This is a genomic window from Stenotrophomonas sp. NLF4-10 (assembly GCF_022359915.1).
Classification (GTDB): domain Bacteria; phylum Pseudomonadota; class Gammaproteobacteria; order Xanthomonadales; family Xanthomonadaceae; genus Stenotrophomonas; species Stenotrophomonas daejeonensis.
Map to the genome: position 1 here is coordinate 2,210,133 of NZ_JAKSEE010000003.1, position 18,146 is coordinate 2,228,278.

Annotated in this window: 19 protein-coding genes; 10 read left to right on the top strand and 9 right to left on the bottom strand. The window is 67.8% G+C overall.

The features are described from left to right. Positions 1-67: 67 nt before the first annotated feature. The 6 genes from MIC98_RS10450 (at position 68) to MIC98_RS10475 (ending at position 6,601) form a co-directional block, all read left to right on the top strand. Positions 68-712, top strand: coding sequence for a trimeric intracellular cation channel family protein (locus MIC98_RS10450; RefSeq protein WP_057640243.1), 645 nt, complete (start codon positions 68-70; stop codon positions 710-712). Between the two features lie 35 nt (positions 713-747). Next, the gene (locus MIC98_RS10455; protein WP_239737116.1) at positions 748-2,598 is read left to right on the top strand and encodes an ABC transporter ATP-binding protein; all 1,851 of its coding nucleotides are present in this window, start codon (positions 748-750) and stop codon (positions 2,596-2,598) included. Positions 2,599-2,686: 88 nt separating this feature from the next. Beyond that, entirely contained in the window at positions 2,687-3,469 is a 783-nt protein-coding gene (locus tag MIC98_RS10460) for a ferredoxin--NADP reductase (protein WP_239737117.1), read from the top strand. Positions 3,470-3,639: 170 nt separating this feature from the next. Beyond that, a complete protein-coding gene (locus MIC98_RS10465; protein WP_239737118.1) occupies positions 3,640-3,918 on the top strand; it encodes a type II toxin-antitoxin system RelE/ParE family toxin in 279 nt (92 codons plus the stop codon). Beyond that, positions 3,918-4,211 (top strand): HigA family addiction module antitoxin, encoded by a 294-nt coding sequence (locus MIC98_RS10470; RefSeq protein WP_239737119.1) that lies wholly within the window; start codon positions 3,918-3,920, stop codon positions 4,209-4,211. The genes MIC98_RS10465 and MIC98_RS10470 overlap by 1 nt, the downstream gene beginning before the upstream one ends. A gap of 221 nt (positions 4,212-4,432) precedes the next feature. Then, a complete protein-coding gene (locus MIC98_RS10475) occupies positions 4,433-6,601 on the top strand; it encodes a M3 family metallopeptidase (protein WP_239737120.1) in 2,169 nt (722 codons plus the stop codon). A gap of 66 nt (positions 6,602-6,667) precedes the next feature. Here the strand turns inward: MIC98_RS10475 and MIC98_RS10480 are convergent, their stop codons facing one another. The 5 genes from MIC98_RS10480 to MIC98_RS10500 all read right to left on the bottom strand — a co-directional run bounded on the left by MIC98_RS10480 (position 6,668) and on the right by MIC98_RS10500 (position 10,287). Continuing rightward, the gene (locus tag MIC98_RS10480; protein WP_239737121.1) at positions 6,668-7,171 is read right to left on the bottom strand and encodes a hypothetical protein; all 504 of its coding nucleotides are present in this window, start codon (positions 7,169-7,171) and stop codon (positions 6,668-6,670) included. A gap of 72 nt (positions 7,172-7,243) precedes the next feature. Next, a complete protein-coding gene (locus MIC98_RS10485; RefSeq protein ID WP_239737122.1) occupies positions 7,244-7,828 on the bottom strand; it encodes a TetR/AcrR family transcriptional regulator in 585 nt (194 codons plus the stop codon). A gap of 133 nt (positions 7,829-7,961) precedes the next feature. After that, the gene (cfa, locus tag MIC98_RS10490; RefSeq protein WP_239737123.1) at positions 7,962-9,077 is read right to left on the bottom strand and encodes a cyclopropane fatty acyl phospholipid synthase; all 1,116 of its coding nucleotides are present in this window, start codon (positions 9,075-9,077) and stop codon (positions 7,962-7,964) included. 18 nt (positions 9,078-9,095) lie between these two features. Continuing rightward, entirely contained in the window at positions 9,096-9,932 is an 837-nt protein-coding gene (locus MIC98_RS10495) for a DUF3298 and DUF4163 domain-containing protein (RefSeq protein WP_239737124.1), read from the bottom strand. Positions 9,933-9,993: 61 nt separating this feature from the next. Continuing rightward, complete coding sequence (locus MIC98_RS10500; protein ID WP_239737125.1) at positions 9,994-10,287, bottom strand: GNAT family N-acetyltransferase; 294 nt, start codon at positions 10,285-10,287, stop codon at positions 9,994-9,996. Between the two features lie 200 nt (positions 10,288-10,487). Between MIC98_RS10500 and MIC98_RS10505 the strand changes: the two genes are divergently transcribed. Continuing rightward, a complete protein-coding gene (locus tag MIC98_RS10505; RefSeq protein WP_169788705.1) occupies positions 10,488-10,652 on the top strand; it encodes a hypothetical protein in 165 nt (54 codons plus the stop codon). Positions 10,653-10,752: 100 nt separating this feature from the next. Here MIC98_RS10505 and MIC98_RS10510 read toward each other — a convergent pair whose 3' ends face one another. Together MIC98_RS10510 and MIC98_RS10515 are read right to left on the bottom strand one after the other, a co-directional pair. Next, positions 10,753-11,370 (bottom strand): rhomboid family intramembrane serine protease, encoded by a 618-nt coding sequence (locus MIC98_RS10510; RefSeq protein ID WP_057640232.1) that lies wholly within the window; start codon positions 11,368-11,370, stop codon positions 10,753-10,755. Positions 11,371-11,381: 11 nt separating this feature from the next. After that, positions 11,382-12,950: an oligopeptide:H+ symporter gene (locus MIC98_RS10515; protein ID WP_239737126.1), complete on the bottom strand. Its 1,569-nt coding sequence runs from the start codon at positions 12,948-12,950 to the stop codon at positions 11,382-11,384. A 158-nt stretch (positions 12,951-13,108) separates the two neighbouring features. Between MIC98_RS10515 and MIC98_RS10520 the strand changes: the two genes are divergently transcribed. Next, a complete protein-coding gene (locus MIC98_RS10520; RefSeq protein WP_239737127.1) occupies positions 13,109-14,257 on the top strand; it encodes a hypothetical protein in 1,149 nt (382 codons plus the stop codon). 129 nt (positions 14,258-14,386) lie between these two features. On the opposite strand, the gene MIC98_RS10525 is transcribed toward MIC98_RS10520, so the two are convergent. Further along, positions 14,387-14,998, bottom strand: a complete 612-nt coding sequence (locus MIC98_RS10525; protein WP_057640229.1) for a superoxide dismutase — start codon at positions 14,996-14,998, stop codon at positions 14,387-14,389. Between the two features lie 233 nt (positions 14,999-15,231). Here MIC98_RS10525 and MIC98_RS10530 point away from each other — a divergent pair, with 233 nt between their 5' ends. Together MIC98_RS10530 and MIC98_RS10535 are read left to right on the top strand one after the other, a co-directional pair. After that, positions 15,232-15,693: a ribonuclease domain-containing protein gene (locus MIC98_RS10530; protein ID WP_057640228.1), complete on the top strand. Its 462-nt coding sequence runs from the start codon at positions 15,232-15,234 to the stop codon at positions 15,691-15,693. Then, a complete protein-coding gene (locus MIC98_RS10535; protein ID WP_239737128.1) occupies positions 15,686-16,114 on the top strand; it encodes a barstar family protein in 429 nt (142 codons plus the stop codon). The genes MIC98_RS10530 and MIC98_RS10535 overlap by 8 nt, the downstream gene beginning before the upstream one ends. A gap of 77 nt (positions 16,115-16,191) precedes the next feature. On the opposite strand, the gene MIC98_RS10540 is transcribed toward MIC98_RS10535, so the two are convergent. Then, positions 16,192-18,069, bottom strand: coding sequence for an ATP-binding cassette domain-containing protein (locus tag MIC98_RS10540; protein ID WP_239737129.1), 1,878 nt, complete (start codon positions 18,067-18,069; stop codon positions 16,192-16,194). Between the last annotated feature and the right edge of the window lie 77 nt (positions 18,070-18,146).

The window sequence follows — 18,146 nt, forward strand, 5'->3', positions numbered from 1 at the left end:
CCCGCGCGGGCGGCTCCGTACCGGGCCCGATGGCCGCCACCGGTGGCAGGCCGCACAATACGGCCTCATGGAAACCCTGGTACTGATCCTCGACCTCATCGGCACCTTCGTCTTCGCCCTGTCCGGCGCGATGATGGGCGTGCGCCGCCGGCTGGACCTGTTCGGCGTGCTGGTGCTGTCCTTCGCCGCCGCCAGCGCCGGCGGCATGACCCGCGACGTGCTGATCGGCGCCACCCCGGTGGCGGCGCTGAGCGACTGGCGCTACCCGAGCATCTCGCTGGCCGCCGGCCTCGTCACCTTCCTGTGGAGCCCGTGGATCGAGCGCCTGAGCAACCCGGTGCGGATGTTCGACGCCCTCGGTCTGGCGGTATTCGCCGTGGCCGGCACGCAGAAGGCGCTGGCCTTCGGGCTGGCCCCGCCGATGGCCGCGGCGATGGGCATGCTCACCGGCATCGGCGGCGGCATCGCCCGCGACGTGCTGCTGGCGCAGGTGCCGCTGGTGCTGCGCGCCGAGCTGTACGCGATCGCGGCGCTGGCCGGCGCCGCGGTGGTCGCCGTCGGCCACTGGCTGCAATGGCCCGCCCTGCCCTGCGTGCTGGCCGGCGCCGGGCTGTGCTTCGGCCTGCGGATGATGGCGCTGCGTTACGGCTGGCACCTGCCGGTGGCGCTGCAATCCGGCGGCGACGGCGAGCCGCCGGGACCGATGCGCTGACGACTCCGCAGGAGCGACGCGGCACAATGCCCCGCATGTCCCCAGCATCCCCCGCCCGTCCCAGCCTGCGCGAACGCATGGATGCGCTGCGCAACCTGCCGCCGTTCCTGCGCCAGGTATGGCGGACCAGCCGCCTGCTGACCCTGGCCAGCCTCGGCCTGCGCCTGCTGCGCGCCCTGCTGCCGGTGGCGATGCTGTACGTGGGCAAGCTGATCATCGACGAGGCCGTCCACCTGGCCGGCAACGGCGGCATGCCGCCACTGCGCGAGGCGCTGGCCGGCGGCCAGCTCGACACCCTGCTGCAACTGCTGGCGCTGGAACTGGGCATCGCCATCGGCTCGGACCTGCTGGGCCGGCTGGTCAACTACGCCGACGCGCTACTGTCCGAATTGTTCACCAACGCCACCAGCGTGCGCCTGATGGAACATGCCGCCGAGCTGGACCTGGAGGACTTCGAGGATCCCGACCTGCAGGACAAGCTCGACCGCGCGCGGCGCCAGACCATGGGCCGGATGAACCTGATGGGGCAGCTGTTCGGGCAGGTGCAGGACGCCATCACCGTCGTCAGCTTCGCCGCCGGGCTGGTCGCCTATGCGCCGTGGTTGATGGCGCTGCTGGCGGTGGCACTGGTGCCGGCGTTCATCGGCGAATCGCATTTCAACACGCTCGGCTATTCGCTCAACCACAGCTGGACGCCCGAGCGCCGCCAGCTCGATTACCTGCGCCAGGTGGGCGCCAGCGTGGAAACCGCCAAGGAGGTGAAGATATTCAACCTCCATCGTTTCCTGATCGAGCGCTACAAGCTGCTGGCCGAGCGCTTCTACCGCGCCAACCGCACGCTGGCGCGCAAGCGCGCGTTCTGGGGCACGCTGCTGGCGGCGCTGGGCACGCTGGGCTACTACGCCGCCTATGCCTACATCGCCTGGCGCACCATCAGCGGCGATTTCAGCATCGGCGACCTGACCTTCCTCGCCGGCAGCTTCATGCGCCTGCGGCAGCTGCTGGAAGGCCTGCTCACCGGCTTCTCGCAGGTCGCCGGGCAGGCGCTGTACCTGGACGACCTGTTCTCGTTCTTCGCCATCGAACCGGAAATCCGCTCGCGCCCCGGCGCGCTGCCGGTGCCGCGCCCGATCCGCGAGGGCTTCGTGTTCGAGGACGTCGGCTTCCGCTACCCGGATGCCGAGCGCTGGGCGGTGCGCCACCTCGACTTCCGGCTGGAGGCCGGCGAGGTCATCGCGCTGGTCGGCGAGAACGGCGCCGGCAAGACCACCCTGGTCAAGTTGCTGGCACGGCTGTACGACCCGGACGAAGGCCGCATCCTGCTCGACGGCCGCGACCTGCGCGACTACGACCTGGACGACCTGCGCGCCAACATGGGCGTGATCTTCCAGGACTTCGTGCGCTACCACCTGAGCGCCGGCGAGAACATCGGCGTCGGCCTGGTCGAGGCCATGCGCGACGACGCCCGCATCCGCGACGCCGCGCACCGGGCGCTGGCCGACGAGGTGATCGAAGCCCTGCCCGATGGCTACGAACAACTGATCGGCCGCCGCTTCAAGACCGGCGTGGACCTGTCCGGCGGCCAGTGGCAGAAGATCGCCATCGCCCGCGCCTACATGCGCGACGCGCAGGTGATGATCCTCGACGAACCCACCGCCGCGCTCGACGCCCGCGCCGAGTTCGAGGTGTTCCAGCGCTTCAAGGAACTGTCCGCGCAGCGCACCGCGGTGTTGATCTCGCACCGCTTCTCCTCGGTGCGCATGGCCGACCGCATCCTGGTGCTGGCCGATGGCCGCATCGAGGCCAGCGGCACCCACGCGCAGTTGATGGAGGAAGGCGGCCGCTACGCCGAGCTGTTCGAACTGCAGGCCGCCGGCTACCGCTGAAACCGCGTCCGGAAAGATGAGATTAAATCTCATTTGATGGATTTCGGCTAGAATGGGCCGGTCAACCCATCCCCACGCAAGCCACCGCATGTCTTCCGCTTTCGGCACCGAGACGGTGCTCGACGTCCACCACTGGACGGACGCCTACTTCAGCTTCTCCACCACCCGCGACAGCAGCTTCCGCTTCGAGAACGGCCAGTTCGTGATGATCGGCCTGGAAAACGAAGGCGGCCGCCCGCTGCTGCGCGCCTATTCCATCGCCAGCGCCAACTGGGAAGAGCGCCTGCACTTCTTCAGCATCAAGGTGCCCGACGGTCCGCTGACCTCGCGCCTGCAACATCTCAAGCCCGGCGACAAGTTGGTGGTCGGCAAGAAGCCCACCGGCACCCTGCTGATCTCCGACCTGCACCCCGGCAGGCACCTGTACCTGCTGGGCACCGGCACCGGGCTGGCGCCGTGGCTGAGCATCGTCAAGGACCCGGAGACCTACGAGCGCTTCGAGAAGGTCATCGTCTGCCACGGCGTGCGCTTCGAGCAGGACCTGGCCTACCGCGAGTACTTCGAGAAGGAACTGTTCGAGGACGAGATCCTCGGCGACATCGTCCGCGACAAGCTGCTGTACTACCCGGCCGTCACCCGCGAACCGTTCCGCAACCACGGCCGCCTGACCACGCTGATGGAAACCGGCGCCATGCCGCAGACCCTCGGCCTGCCGCCGTTCGACCCGGCCAACGACCGCTTCATGATCTGCGGCAGCCCGCAGATGCTGGCCGACCTGCGCGGCGTGCTGGACGCGCGCGGCTTCGAGGTATCCCCGCGCATCGGCTCGCCGGGCCACTACGTGTTCGAGCGCGCCTTCGTCGAGAAGTAGGCCGGGGCAGTGCCCCGGTGGCAACCCCACGACGTGTCGGGGGACGTGGCCCCGACCCAGGCCGCCCAACGGCCGGATCCTGCCGATCCGGCCGTTTCCGTTTCCGAAGCCCTGCGATATGCATGTCGACCCATTTGTTGCGTGGTGCGCAACATGCTAGATTGCGCGACATGATCCAGTCGTTCCGGCACAAGGGGCTGCGCAGTCTCTTCGAGACGGGGGACACCTCCGGCATCCAGGCCAGCCATGCCAAACGACTGCGGCTGCAGCTGGCCGCACTGGATACCGCGCAGACCATCGAGGACATGGACATCCCGGGGTTTCGGCTGCATGCGCTGAAGGGCGAGCTGAAAGGACGCTGGTCCATCAGCGTCAACGGCAACTGGCGCATCACCTTCGAGTTCAAGGATGGCAACGCCCATGTACTGGACTACGAGGACTACCACTGATGACCATGCACAATCCCCCGCATCCCGGCGAATTCATTGCCGGCCTCTATCTCGAACCCAACAACATCAGCGGCCGGGAACTGGCCCAGAAGCTCGGTGTCGCCGCATCCACCCTCAGCCGCGTGCTGAACGGCAGCAGCCGGGTCAGCCCGGAAATGGCATTGCGCCTCTCCAAGGCTCTGGGCCGCAGCCCGGAAAGCTGGCTGGCCATGCAGGACGCCCATGACCTGTGGGTGGCGCGCCAGCAGGTCGATCTGGATGATGTGGGTCGGCTGGAGCTGGCTCCGATCTGATCCCGGGCTTCCGCCCGGTATGCAAGCCGCATTTCCGGGCAATGATCGGCACATGGCGAACCTCCCGCCATTCCCGGCAAGCCTTTGCCGACCGCGACGGCGCGAAAGCCGCACGCGGCATGCCGCGAAAGGCCTTTCGCCGCAACCCTGCCGTTCGACACACCCACGGACCTGCGCGCGCGGGGTACCCTGCGTGTTCAGTATTTCCCGGAGTTTCCGACTTGAATACCCGCCTCGCCCTTGCCCTCGCCGTGTCCCTGGGCCTTGCCGCACCGGCCTACAGCCCGGCCGCCGATGCCGCCACCCAGGCCGCCGAACAGGCCAATCCGTTCTTCGCCGAAAGCCCGCTGCCGCTGCACTACCCGCAGTTCGACAAGATCAAGGACAGCGACTTCGCCCCGGCCTTCGACGCCGGCATGGCGCAGCAGATCGAGGAAGTGGAGGCCATCGCCAACAACCCGGCCGCGCCGACCTTCGAGAACACGCTGGTCGCGCTGGAGAACAGCGGCGCCGTCCTCGACCGTGCCACCACCGTGTTCTTCTCGCTGAGCGGCGCGGACACCAACGACGCGCGCAAGCAGCTGCAGGCCGACTACTCGGCGAAGTTCGCCGCGCACCGCGACGCCATCAGCCTCAACGGCAAGCTGTTCGAGCGCATCAAGGCGCTGTACGACAAGCGCGACACGTTGGGCCTGGATGCCGAAGGCCTGCGCCTGGTCGAGAAATACCACGACAACTTCGTCCGCGCCGGCGCCGAGCTGCCCGACGCCGACAAGGCCAAGCTGAAGGAAATCAACGCAGAGCTGGCCAACCTGGGCACCAAATTCAGCCAGAATGTACTGGCCGAGGTCAACGCCGCCTACATCGTGGTCGATGACGTGAAGGAACTGGACGGCCTGTCGGCCGAGCAGGTCGCCGCCGCCGCCGAAGCCGCCAAGGCGCGCAAGCTGGACGGCAAGTACGTCATCGCCCTGCTCAACACCACCGGCCAACCGGCGCTGAGCAACCTGACCAACCGCGAGCTGCGCCGCAGGATCTTCGAGGCCTCGGTGGCGCGCGGCAGCAAGGGTGGCGAGTACGACAACACCGCGCTGGTCTCGCGCATCATGACCCTGCGCGCCGAGAAGGCCGCGCTGATGGGCTTCGCCAACTACGCCGCCTATTCGCTGGGCAACCAGACCGCCAAGACCCCGGAAGCGGTCAACGCGATGCTCGGCCAGCTGGCCCCGGCCGCGGTGGCCAACGCCAGGCGCGAGGCCGCCGACCTGCAGGCGATGATCGACGCCGAGCAGAAGGCCGCCGGCCAGCCGACGTTCGAGCTGCAGCCGTGGGACTGGGCCTACTACAGCGAAAAGGTGCGCCAGGCCAAGTACGACTTCGACGAATCGCAGCTCAAGCCCTACTTCGAACTGAAGAACGTGCTGGAGAACGGCGTGTTCTTCGCCGCCGGCAAGGAATACGGCCTGAGCTTCAAGCAGCGCACCGACCTGCCGGTCTACCACGACGACGTCAGCGTCTACGACGTGTTCGACGCCGACGGCAGCCAGCTGGCGATCTTCATCTTCGACCCGTATGCGCGCCAGTCCAAGCGCGGCGGCGCATGGATGAATTCCTACGTCTCGCAGTCGGCGCTGACCGGCAACAAGCCGGTGGTCGCCAACCACCTCAACATCCCCAAGCCGCCGGCCGGCAAGCCGACGCTGCTGACCTGGGACGAGGTGACCACCACCTTCCACGAGTTCGGCCACGCCCTGCACGGCATGTTCTCGAACGTGAAGTACCCGTACTTCTCCGGCACCGCGGTGCCGCGCGACTTCGTCGAGTTCCCCTCGCAGGTCAACGAGATGTGGGCCGACGAGCCGAGCATCCTGGCCAACTACGCCACGCACTACCAGAGCGGCGCGGCGATGCCGCAGGCGCTGCTGGACAAGGTGGTGGCCGCGGCCAAATTCAACCAGGGCTTCGCCACCACCGAATACCTGGGCGCGGCGATGCTGGACCAGCGCTGGCACCAGATCGGCGTGGAGCAGGTGCCGGCGCCGAAGGACGTGCTCGCGTTCGAGCATGAGGCGCTGGTCAAGGACGGCATCTTCTACGCGCCGGTACCGCCGCGCTACCGCACCACCTACTTCAGCCACATCATGGGCGGCTACTCGGCCGGCTACTACGCCTACATCTGGTCCGAGGTGCTCGACGCCAATACCCAGAAGTGGTTCCGCGACCACGGTGGCCTGAGCCGCGCCAATGGCGACCACTTCCGCAAGACCCTGCTGTCGCGCGGCGGCAGCGTCGATGCGATGGAGCTGTTCCGCAACTTCGCCGGGCACGAGCCGCAGATCGAGCCGTTGCTGGAGAAGCGCGGCCTGACCGAGGCCGAAGTCGGCAAGTAAGCCGCCGCGTCACACGTTGGATCGGAACCGCCCGGCTTGCCCGGGCGGTTTTGTTTCCCGGCCGGACTACTCGCGGACCATGCCGCGGCGACGCGAGCGGATCATCCATGCCTGAAGGACGAAGCCCACGATGAAGGTGGCGATCCATGCAAGCAGCGTGGTGCGCACCACCACGGACTGCGGCCCGTCGGCCAGGGGATGCGCCGACGGCAGCCGCGTCAAGGTTTCGGCGATGGCGGGCACCAGCAGCAGGAAGAAACTGAAGGAAATCCCGAACGTGGCCAGGTATGGCCGCAGCCGTCCCACGTAGGACATGCGGGGAACGAGCAGGCTGCCGATGGCCGCGAGGAGCGCGAGGATGCCCACCGCGTGCCCGGGATTGAAACCGCCCGTGCTGGACAGGCCGAACGCAGTGAACACCGATACGGCCAGTCCGGCCAGATAGATCCTGCCGGAACGGGTCGCCGGTTCGATCGCGCGGTGGCGGGCAAAGCCGTAGAAACCGGCCGCGACCGGTATCAGGCTGAGGGTGGTATGGATGGCGCCGAGAAGGGAGAGGGAATGCGTCATGGAATATTTTCTATCTATCAGTTGGTAGGTAATCGGAGCGAACGAAGAGATGGACTGCGGCCATCCGCACGGCTAGCGGGAAACCAGCCGGTCCGTGAGCGGCTGGACGATCCCCGCAAAGACTTCCGGGTCGCCATGCGCGCGGGCCGCCAGCATGGCCCCGTGCACCGCGGCCATGAAGGCCATCGCCTCCGCCTCGGGACTGGCCTGCAGGGAAAAGGCCCCCTGCGAAGCCCCCCAGGCCAGCACGGATGCGAGCCACGCGGCAAGTTCCCGGAAATGGCCCCGGACCTCGTCCGCCACCTGCGGCGGAATGGCCGGCAGCTCGGCAGCCAGCAAGGCGCAGATGCAAAAGGACGACGTACCGTCGCGGATGCACGCCGCCCAATAGCCCGTATACGCGCGAAGCTGCGCCAGCGGATCGGGAAACCGCTGTTCCAGCATCGCCAACCCCAGCCGCGCCTCCTCGCGGTAACGCGCCACGACCACCTGCACCAGCTCGGCCTTGCTGGGGAAATGGTGGTGGATGCTGGCCTTGCTGATATGCACCGACTCCGAGATGTCGGCGTAGCTGAAGCCGTTGTAGCCACCGCTGGCCAGGAGCGAACGCGCGCATGCGGCGATCTCGGCGGCTCTCGGGGAAAGGTCGGTATTCATGCGCACAATCTACCAACTAGTAGATAAAAGTCAAATCCAGTGGATCATGCCCCATCTGGGGTGCCATCAGACGCGGCGATACCGGCCTTCAAGCGCTCCCGACATTCCACGTGCGCCAAGGAGCGACAGGTCTTCAGCGCGGCGCGACATAGCCGCCCGGCACGCCCTGCGGCGACAGCACCAACTGCCACAGCTGCGCGTGGCGGGTACGGAAGCTGGCCATCGAGCCGGCCAGATAGAAGCGCCACATGCGCCGGAAGCGCTCGTCGTAGCGCGGGTCCAGTTGCTCCCATGCCGCTTCCACGTTGTCGCGCCAGGCCTGCAGGGTGCGATCGTAGTCGGTGCCGAAGTTGTGCCAGTCCTCCAGCACGAACAGCTCCTCAATCGCCGCGGCGATCTGCACCGCCGAGGGCAGCATCGAGTTGGGGAAGATGTAGCGGGCGATCCACGGGTCGGTGCGCTCGCGGCTGACGTTGCTGCCGATGCAATGCAGCAGGAACAGGCCGTCATCGCGCAGGCAGCGCCGCGCCACTTCGAAATAGGTGCGGTAGTTCTTGACGCCGACGTGCTCGAACATGCCCACCGACAGGATCGCGTCGAACGGCTCGTCCAGCTCGCGGTAATCCTGCAGGCGGATCTCCAGCGGCAGGCCGACGCACAACTCGCGCGCGAATTCGGCCTGTTCCTGCGAGATGGTGACGCCCACGCCTTCGATGCCATAACGCTCGGCCGCGTACCTGAGCGCCTCGCCCCAACCGCAGCCGATGTCCAGCACGCGCATGCCCGGGCGCAGGCCGAGCTTGCGGCAGATCAGGTCGAGCTTGGCTTCCTGCGCATCGTCGAGGTTGCCGGCGTCACGCCAGTATCCGCAGCTGTAGACCAGCCGCTTGCCGAGCATGGCGCGATACAGGTCGTTGCCGAGGTCGTAGTGGCGCCGGCCGACCTCGTAACCGCCCTGCCCGGCCTGCAGGTTGAACAGCTTCGCCTTGAGCGCGTCCCAGACTTCGCCGGCGCCGTGCACGCGCTCGTCCAGCCGCACCGCCAGCAGCCGGGAGAGGAAGGCATCGAGCGAACGCGCCTGCCACCAGCCGTCCATGTAGCTCTCGCCCAGCCCCAGCGAGCCGTCGCCCAGCACCCGCGCGTAAAAGCGCGGGTCGAGGATGTCGATGTCCTGCGGCCGTTCCCCGCCGGGGATGACGTCCGCCTCCTGCAGCAATGCCTCGACGCGTCGTTGCAATCCTGCTTCCATCGCCGGCCCTCCACGCTTCTACGGCTGCGCGAACAACTCCCGGTAATCGGCCGCCACGTGCGGCAGCAGCACCGCCGCCGGCACGTCGACGGTCCGGGTGCCGTCGGAATACGGGCCGACCTGGTAGGGCGGGAACACGAAGCGCAGCGCGGCGACATGCCCAGCCGCGTCCATCACCGGCTGGAACTGGGCGAAGTTGGCAGCATCCGGCGCCGTGCCCTCGTCGATCATCTTCGACAGGTTGCGCACCTGCGCCTGCTGTTCCTCCGGTGTCATGTCCTCGCCCTGGGCACGGACCATCGCCTGTTCCAGCAGCTTGTCGCCGGTGTAGTCGCTGATCGCCTTCCAGCCGGCGGGGGAATCGACCAGCGCCTGCGCCGTCAGCATCCGCTCCTGCCGCGGCAACCAGACGAAGCGCGCCACCAGCGGCTGCCCGTGGGCGCCGCCGGTGTAGCTGCTGCCCTCGGCCGCCACCGCGACGACCTGCGGCGTTTCCACCAGCAGGTCGAACGCCAGCGACAGTTCGTAGGGCGCGCGCGGCTGGTCGTTGCCAAGCTCGTCCACCGCCTTGAGCAGCTCGGCCCTGGCTTGGTCGGCATAGGCGCCCAGTTCCTGCGCCAGCCCCGGGTACTTGTTGACCGCCGGTGGGTAGCTGATGCCCACCACGTAGCGGGGATCGTTCTCGATGACGTCATGCAGCCCGGCCACGGTCGGCGCCTCGTCGGCGGGCGCGGGCGCAGTTGCCGCATCCGGTGCCGCGGGCGCCGCATCCGGCGCGCCGGCCTGCTGTTTCCCGCAACCGGCCAGCGCCAGCATCAACATCGCCACGCCCGTGCCTTGTCCCACTCTGTTCATGCCATGTGCTTCCTTGAAAGTGGCGCCGCATCGAACCGGCAGCGCAATCGGCCATACCCGGTTATTCCAACAGGTCCGCATATTCTCCATGACGCTGCATGAAGACCGCGACATAGCTGCATTCGGGTACCACTTTCAGCCCTTCGGCACGGGCATGCGCCAGCGCCGCCCGCACCAGCGCCGCGGCGATGCCGCGCCCGCCGATGGCGTCGGGCACCCGCGTGTGGGTGATGACCATCGCCCCGTCGCGGAGCCGGTACTCGAGCACCGCCCCGTGGCCGTCGAGGTCGAGCCGGAAGCGCAACCCGGCCGGGTCATGGGTGACGGGTGGCAGCACGGCATTGGAAGCGGACATGGCGGATTCCCCGGTATGGAATGTGGATTGTGCGGCGCCGGCACCGGCACGGCGTGAAACCCTGACGCGAACGGGCGGCAACGCGCGCCGCCCTGCGTCACTTTCTGACCGGCCCGAGCAGCCGGACCACGATGGTCCGGGCCGTTGCCGATGGCATGGCTCTTGCCTGAACAGGCACTGCGTACCACTGGCTTTCCCGCATGCCCGCCCCATTCCACGCACTGCCCTGCCCGCCCGACGACCACGATGCCCTGCTGCTGGAAGGCCTGTTCCAGCTCGCCGTCGCCGGCGACATCGACAGTTGCGAGTTCGAGAAGATCGAGCAGGAAGTGCACGCGCGGCTGCTGGCCGCCTACGCGGCCTGAAACGCGGGGGGCACCTGCAGGAGCGACGTGAGTCGCGATCGGAGCTTTCCCGGCAATGCCGGTCGCGACTCACGTCGCTCCTGCAAAAGCGGCATTCGCCTCAGCGCCCGAAGCGCGGGTGCATCACCTGTTCGAGGAAGGTCTGCAGCACCTGCGGCTCCATGAACAGCATGAACATCACGCCGAACGCGGCACCGGCCAGGTGCGCGCTGTGGTTGACGTTGTCGCTGCCCTTCCGGTCCATCCAGATGCTGTAGCCGACGTAGAACACGGCGTAGAGGATCGCCGGCGCGGGAATGAACATCACCAGGATGATCGTCCACGGCGACAGCAGGATGAAGGCGAACAGCACCGCCGACACCGCGCCCGAAGCGCCCAGGCTCAGGTAGTTGGGGTTCTTCTGGTTCTTCAGGTAACTGGGCAGGATCGAGACTGCCAACGCCGCCAGGTAGAACAGCGGATAGGTCAGGAAGCTGCCGGTCTGCCGCATCATCTCCGCCTCGATGCGCCCGCCGAAGAAGAACAGCGTGATCATGTTGAAGGCCAGGTGGCCGATGTCGGCGTGGATGAAGCCGTAGGTCAGCAGCCGGTCGTACTGGCGGTGGCGGTCGATGGCCGGCGGCCACAGCACCAGCCGGTCGGCCAGCTTGCGGTTGTTGAACGCCACCCACGAGACGATGACGGTGAGGGCGACCAGCAGCAGGTTGATGGGGGTCATGGCATGGATTCTCAAGCGGCGCGGTAGTTGTCCACCATCCGGTAGCGCCGCGCGTACAGGCCGAATGCCAGCGCCGCGACGAAGGCGAAGCCGGCGAAGAAGAACATCAGGAACGCGGCCTCGCTCAGCCCGGTGCTGGCGATGCGGTCGGTCACCGCGTGGTTGCGCACCGCCGCGTTGGACAGCAGCACCCACAGGTTGCCGATGGTGGTGGTCAGGTTCCAGAAGCTCATCACCACGCCCTTCATCGACGCCGGCGCCTGGCTGTAGGCGAACTCCAGCCCGGTGGCCGACACCAGCACCTCGCCGAAGGTCAGCAGCGCATACGGCAGCATCTGCCAGAAGATCGACATGGCATTGCCGCCGTCCATCACCACCTGGATGCCACCGACCACGATCCACGCCAGGCCGCTGAAGGCGATGCCGGCGGTCATGCGCCGCAGCGCCGTGGGCTCCCAGCCCAGCCTGCGCAGCGCCGGGTACAGCACGAGGTTGTTGAACGGGATCAGCAGCATCACCAGCAGCGGGTTCAGTGCCTGCATCTGCGAGGCGGTGAACCACGCCGGCATGGTCATCTGCTGGCCCTGCAGCACCCAGGTCGAGGCCTTCTGGTCGAACAGCGAGAAGAACGGCGTGGTCAAGGCGAAGATCACCAGCACCTTGAGCACCGAGCGCACGCCTTCCACCGACGCTTCCGGGTGCACGCCGCGGGCGCGGTCGAGCTGCAGCATGGTGCCGCCGCCGATGCCGGCCAGCACCAGCACCAGCGCGATGCACAGGCAGATCACGATGCCCAGCGACGGCACCAGCAGCAGCGAGGCCAGCGCCGCGGCCACGCCCGCCACCGCGATCACCAGGCCCGCGCGCCCCTGCCCCGGCGCGCGCGCCAGCAGCGCGGTGCGCACCACGTTGGCGAACGAATGCGGGTCCTTCGGCGGCAGCGGCACCAGCACGTAGCGCCTGCGGCCCAGCCAGAACACGAAGGTGGCCACGAACATCAGGATGCCGGGGATGCCGAACGCCCACTGCGGGCCGAGGTTCTTCAACGCCAGCGGGATCAGCAGCGAGGCGAACAGCGAGCCGAAGTTGATGATCCAGTAGAACGCGTCGAACACGATCTTGGCCAGGTGCTTGTTCGACTGGTCGAACTGGTCGCCCATGAACGAGGCCACCAGTGGCTTGATGCCGCCGGCGCCCAGCGCGATCAGGCCCAGGCCGAGGAAGAAGCCCTGGCGGCTGTCCTCGAACAGCGCCAGGCAGGCATGGCCGGCGCAGTAGACCAGGCTGAACCACAGGATCGTGCGGTACTTGCCGAAGAAGCGGTCGGCCAGCCAGCCGCCGAGCAGCGGGAAGAAATACACGCCGATCATGAAGCTGTGCATGATGTCCTTGGCCTCGCCGGCACGGCCTTCGGCGGTGACTTCCTGCAGCAGCAGCGAGGTGATCAGGAACTGCACCAGGATGTTGCGCATCCCGTAGAAGCTGAAGCGCTCGCAGGCCTCGTTGCCGATGATGAAGGGAATCTGGCGTGGCATCCGTGCCCTGAGAGTGGCGCTCGCGGCCCCGGCGGTGTTCGTCATCTGCTGGCGATCCTGTCGTGCAAAGGGTGCAAGCCTAACGCATCGGGCCGGGTCGCCGCCCCTGTCGAAGCGCCCATTGCAATGGCCGCGGCGGGCGCGCATTGGCCGCCGGCCGCGGCTCGGCTACAGTCGCGCCACGCCCCTCCGGAGTCGCACGGATGCCTCGCCTGCTGCCGCTGCTGTCGCTTCTCGTCCTGTGCCTGTCCGGCTGCAAGCCGCCTTCCGGGGCATCCACCGATGCCGCCGCCGCGCTGCCGGCCGATACCGGGGCACGGGATGGCACTGCGGCCATCGCGCCGCCCGCGGAGGCCCCCGTTGCCGAGGATGCCGCCACGCCGCTGTCGATGACCGCCGACGGTACTTACCAGCCACCGGCAAGCCCGGCGGAAGCCGCCGGCGATACCCGGCCCTTCGCGTTCTCTGCGCATCCGGCGCCAGCGCCACTCAATGCCTGCGGTTTCGACGGGCTGGCCATTCCGCACGGCACCAAGGTCTATGCCGCCGGCGCGTATTCCGGCCGCAAGCTGGCCTTCCAGATCGACGACAGCGGCCACGAGGCCACGCTGATGGAGGTGGCGGTCAACCAGCCGCAGGCGCCGGTGATCCTGATGCTCGGCGCCTACGAGCCGACGGTATGGAGCATCGGCTGGAGCCAGGGCACCACGCTGGTAGCGGTGTTCGTCAGCGGGTATCACAAGCAGGTGGTCACCGGCCTGCCGGCGACGGTACCGGTGCTGGTCAGCACCTACGACAATCGCGGCAGCTGTGGTTCCAACTACGTGAGCCCGGAGCGGGCCGAGCGGCTCAACCCGATGGCACGGCGCCTGTTCGGGCAGCCGGTGGACATGCTCCATCCCGCCCGCGACGGCAAGGTGGTGGTGGGCGATGCACTGTCCCCGGGTACGCAGTTGCAGACCCGCCGCGACGCACCGGGCGTGGAGAGCTTCCGCCTGCCCGATTCGCAGCTGGCCGGCCCGGCGGCGTTGCAGCATGCGGTAGCCCAAGGCGTGCTGCGTCCGGCCACGCTGGCCGACGTGCAGGCATGGAACACGGGCATGGCCGCGCAACGCGCGCAGCAGGACATCCCGCCCATCGCCGGTGGCGCACCACCCGCGCAGCGCGGCCTGCCGCACAATGGCTACGTGGTGCTCAAGCCGTTCCGTTTCCCCGCCGGCCTGTACGGCGCCAATTCAGCCACGTTCTATGTCCCGAAGGGGGTGCCCAAACCCACCGGGACGCCCGGCCATTCCACCGTCTACGACTTCAACACGCTCCAGTGCAGCGGCGTCGGTTGCCGCCGCGACTGAGCGATACCGTCGGAGCGATACCGTCGGGAGCACGCGCAACGGATTCCGGAAACGGCAACGGCCGGGCGACGATGCCCGGCCGTTGCCTGCAACCACCTCCGGCGAGCCCCGCGTGGCGGGGCCGCACGGTCAGGCGATGGCTTCCTGGTAGCGGCGCTCGACCTCGTTCCAGTCGACCACGTTGAAGAACGCGCCGATGTATTCCGGGCGGCGGTTCTGGTACTTCAGGTAGTAGGCGTGTTCCCACACGTCCAGCGCCAGGATCGGGGTGTTGCCGTCCATCAGCGGGCTGTCCTGGTTGGCCGAGGATTCCACGACCACCTTCTTGTCCGGGGTCACGCTCAGCCACGCCCAGCCCGAGCCGAAGCGGGTCAGCGCGGCCTTGGTGAAGGCTTCCTTGAACTTGTCGAAACCACCCAGCTGCGCGTCGATGGCCTTGGCCACCTCGCCGACCGGCGCACCGCCGCCGTTGGGCGACATCACCGTCCAGAACAGGCTGTGGTTGGCATGGCCGCCACCGTTGTTGCGCACCGGGCCCTGCAGGTTCTCCGGCAACGACTTGGTCTTCTTCACCAGTTCCTCGACCGGCAGGTCGGCGTACTCGGTGCCTTCCAGCGCGGCGTTGACGTTGTTGATGTAGGTCTGGTGGTGCTTGGAGTGATGGATTTCCATCGTGGCCGCGTCGATGTGCGGTTCGAGGGCGTCGTACGCGTAGGGCAGCTTGGGCAGGGTGTAGGCCATGAGGAATCTCCTGGGGGTTTTCGTCCGGCGACGGCCGGGCGTTGCACCTCCAATGGTAGGGACGAAGCCTCCACATACCAAGGGCGATGGCGGGAAAAACACTGTCCCGCGAACCCATCGGGCCGTGGCCTTGCGTTGTTGTTATTCCAGCGTGAACCCTGCCGTGAACCCGTCGTTCAAACATCGCCGCGCGCAGGCGCGATAATCCGGCATCCCCCGCAAGTTCCATCGCCATGCGCAAACCCCTGCTCCTGTTCGTCGCCCTGTTCCTGCTCGTGGCAGGCCTGTGGGGCATGCGCGAACTGCAACGCCCGGCCACGCCGCAGTTCGCCCCCGCGCTGGACGCCGGCGCCGCAGCGCAGGTCGAACAGGCGCCGGCGGCGGCTCCCGCAGGTGATGCGCTGCCGGCCTTCCTGCCGCGCGAAGCACGCGACACCATCGCCCTGATCCAGCGCGGCGGTCCGTTCCCGCACCGGCAGGACGGCAGCGTATTCGGCAACCGCGAGCAGCGCCTGCCGCAGCGCCCGCGTGGCCATTACCGCGAATACACCGTGGACACGCCCGGCCTTTCGCACCGCGGCGCACGCCGCATCGTCACCGGCGGCGACCCGCCCGACGCCTGGTACTACACCGACGACCACTACGAGAGCTTCCGCAGCTTCCACGTGCCGGCCAACGGAGAGCGCCATGAGTGACAGCGGTTTCGACATGGGGCTGGAAGACGCGGCGCAGGCCGGCGTCTATGCGGTGGGCCACGGCGACCTCGGCGGGCTGGCCGCGGCCGCCCGCGATGCCGGCCTGAAGGTGTTGCGCGTCGATCTTGAAGCCTGCACCGACAAGCGCACCCTGCTGCTGCGCATCGCCACCCAGCTGGACTTCCCGGCCGGCCTCGGCCGCAACTGGGATGCGCTGTCCGACGCGCTGCGCGACCTGTCGTGGTTGCCGGCCAACGGCTATGCGCTGCTGTTCGGCGAGGCCGGGGACCTGCGCCGGGGCAACCGTGGCGATTTCGACATGCTGCTGGACGTATTGGCCGAAGCGGCAGCCAACTGGGCCGAAGACGGTGTGCCGTTCTGGGCCTTCCTGGAATTGCCCGACGACATGATGGAAGCGTAGGTACGGGGCTTGCCCCGTACGCGCGTTGTCACGGCAAAGCCCCTGCGGGGCAAGCCCCGCAGCTACTGCCGCAGCTTTCAGCCGTCCAGCTCTTCCCAACGGGCGTAGGCGGCATCCAGCTCGGCCTGTGCCTTCGCCAGTTGCTGGGTATGGGCGGTGACTTCGGCGCTGGAGCGGGTATAGAACGCCGGGTCGTTCATCGCGCTGGTCAGGCCTTCCACGTCCAGTTCCAGCTTCTCGATCTTCACCGGCAGCTGTTCCAGCTCGCGCGCGTCCTTGTAGCTGAGCTTGCGTTTGGCCGCGGCGGGTTGCGGTTCGGCGGCGGGCGCGGCGACCGGCTTTTCCGGCGCCTTCGCCGCAACCGCCTGCGCCACCTGCGGGCGCTGCCGCAGCCAGTCGCTGTAGCCGCCGATGTACTCGCCCACCCTGCCCTCGCCCTCCATCACCAGCGTGGAGGTGACCACGTTGTCGAGGAAGTCGCGGTCGTGGCTGACCAGCAGCAATGTTCCGGTGTAGTCGCCGAGCAGTTCTTCGAGCAGCTCCAGCGTTTCCACGTCGAGGTCGTTGGTCGGTTCGTCCATCACCAGCAGGTTGGACGGCTGCGCGAACAGCTTGGCCAGCAGCAGGCGGTTGCGCTCGCCGCCGGACAGGCGGGTGATCGGCGCGCGCGCGCGTTCGGGGGTGAACAGGAAGTCCTGCAGGTAGGCATGCACGTGCTTGCGCTTGCCGTTGAGGTCGATGAAGTCCGCGCCCTCGGCGACGTTCTCGATCGCACTCCAGTCCTCGCGCAAGGTGGCGCGGTACTGGTCGAAGTAGGCGATCTGCAGGTTGGTGCCCTGGCGCACCTCGCCGCTGTCCGGCTGCAGTTCGCCCAGCAGCAGTTTCAGCAGCGTGGTCTTGCCGCTGCCGTTAGGGCCGACCAGGCCGATGCGGTCGCCGCGCAGGATGGTGGTTTCGAAATCCCTGACCATCATCCGCTCGCCGAAGGCAAAGGAGATGTTCCTGATGTCGATCACCTTCTTGCCGGAATTCTCCGCACCGGCCGCTTCCAGCCGCACGTTGCCGCCCAGCTCGCGGCGCCGGCTGCGTTCGTTGCGCATCGCCTTGAGCCGGCGCACGCGGCCTTCGTCGCGGGTGCGGCGGGCCTTGATGCCCTGCCGGATCCACACTTCCTCCTGCGCCAGCAGCTTGTCGAAGCGCGCGTTCTCCTGCGCCTGCGCGTTGAGCCGCTCCTCGCGGCGGCGCTCGTAGTTGGCCCAGTCGCCGGGCCAGCTGGTGACCTGCCCGCGGTCGATCTCGACGATGCGGGTGGCCAGCGCACGCAGGAAGCGGCGATCGTGGGTGACGAACACCACGCAGCCGCTCCAGCCTTTCAGGAAGCCTTCCAGCCAGTCGATGGCCTCGATGTCGAGGTGGTTGGTCGGCTCGTCCAGCAACAGCACGTCCGGCCCGGCCACCAGCGCACGCGCCAGCAGCACACGGCGCTTCATGCCGCCGGACAGGCGGCCGAACTCGGCATCGCCATCGAGCTCCAGCTTGGTCAGGGTCTCGGCCACGCGCTGGTCCAGCGCCCAGCCATCGGCGGCATCGATCCTTGCCTGCACCTTGCCCATCGCGTCGCCGTCGAACACCTCGGCATGGCTCAGGCGGTGGAACTCGGCCAACCAGTGGCCCAGTTCGCCCAGTCCATCGGCGACCACGTCGAACACGCTGCCGGCCGCGCCATGCGGCACTTCCTGCTCCAGCCGGGCCACGCGCACGCCCTGCTGCACGCGCACCTCGCCGTCGTCGGGCTTCAGTTCGCCGGCCATCAGCTTCATCAGGGTGGATTTGCCGGCGCCGTTGCGGCCGATCAGGGCGATGCGCTCGCCCGCGTCGATCGACAGTTCGGTTTTTTCCAGCAACAACGGGCCGCCGACGCTGTAGTCGACGTTCTGCAAGGTAATCAGGGGCATCCGCGCATTGTACGGGCTGCGCGCAGGTCGGGGTCACGTCCCCGACGGGGCTTGCCACGGAATGTGTGAAGCGCCGG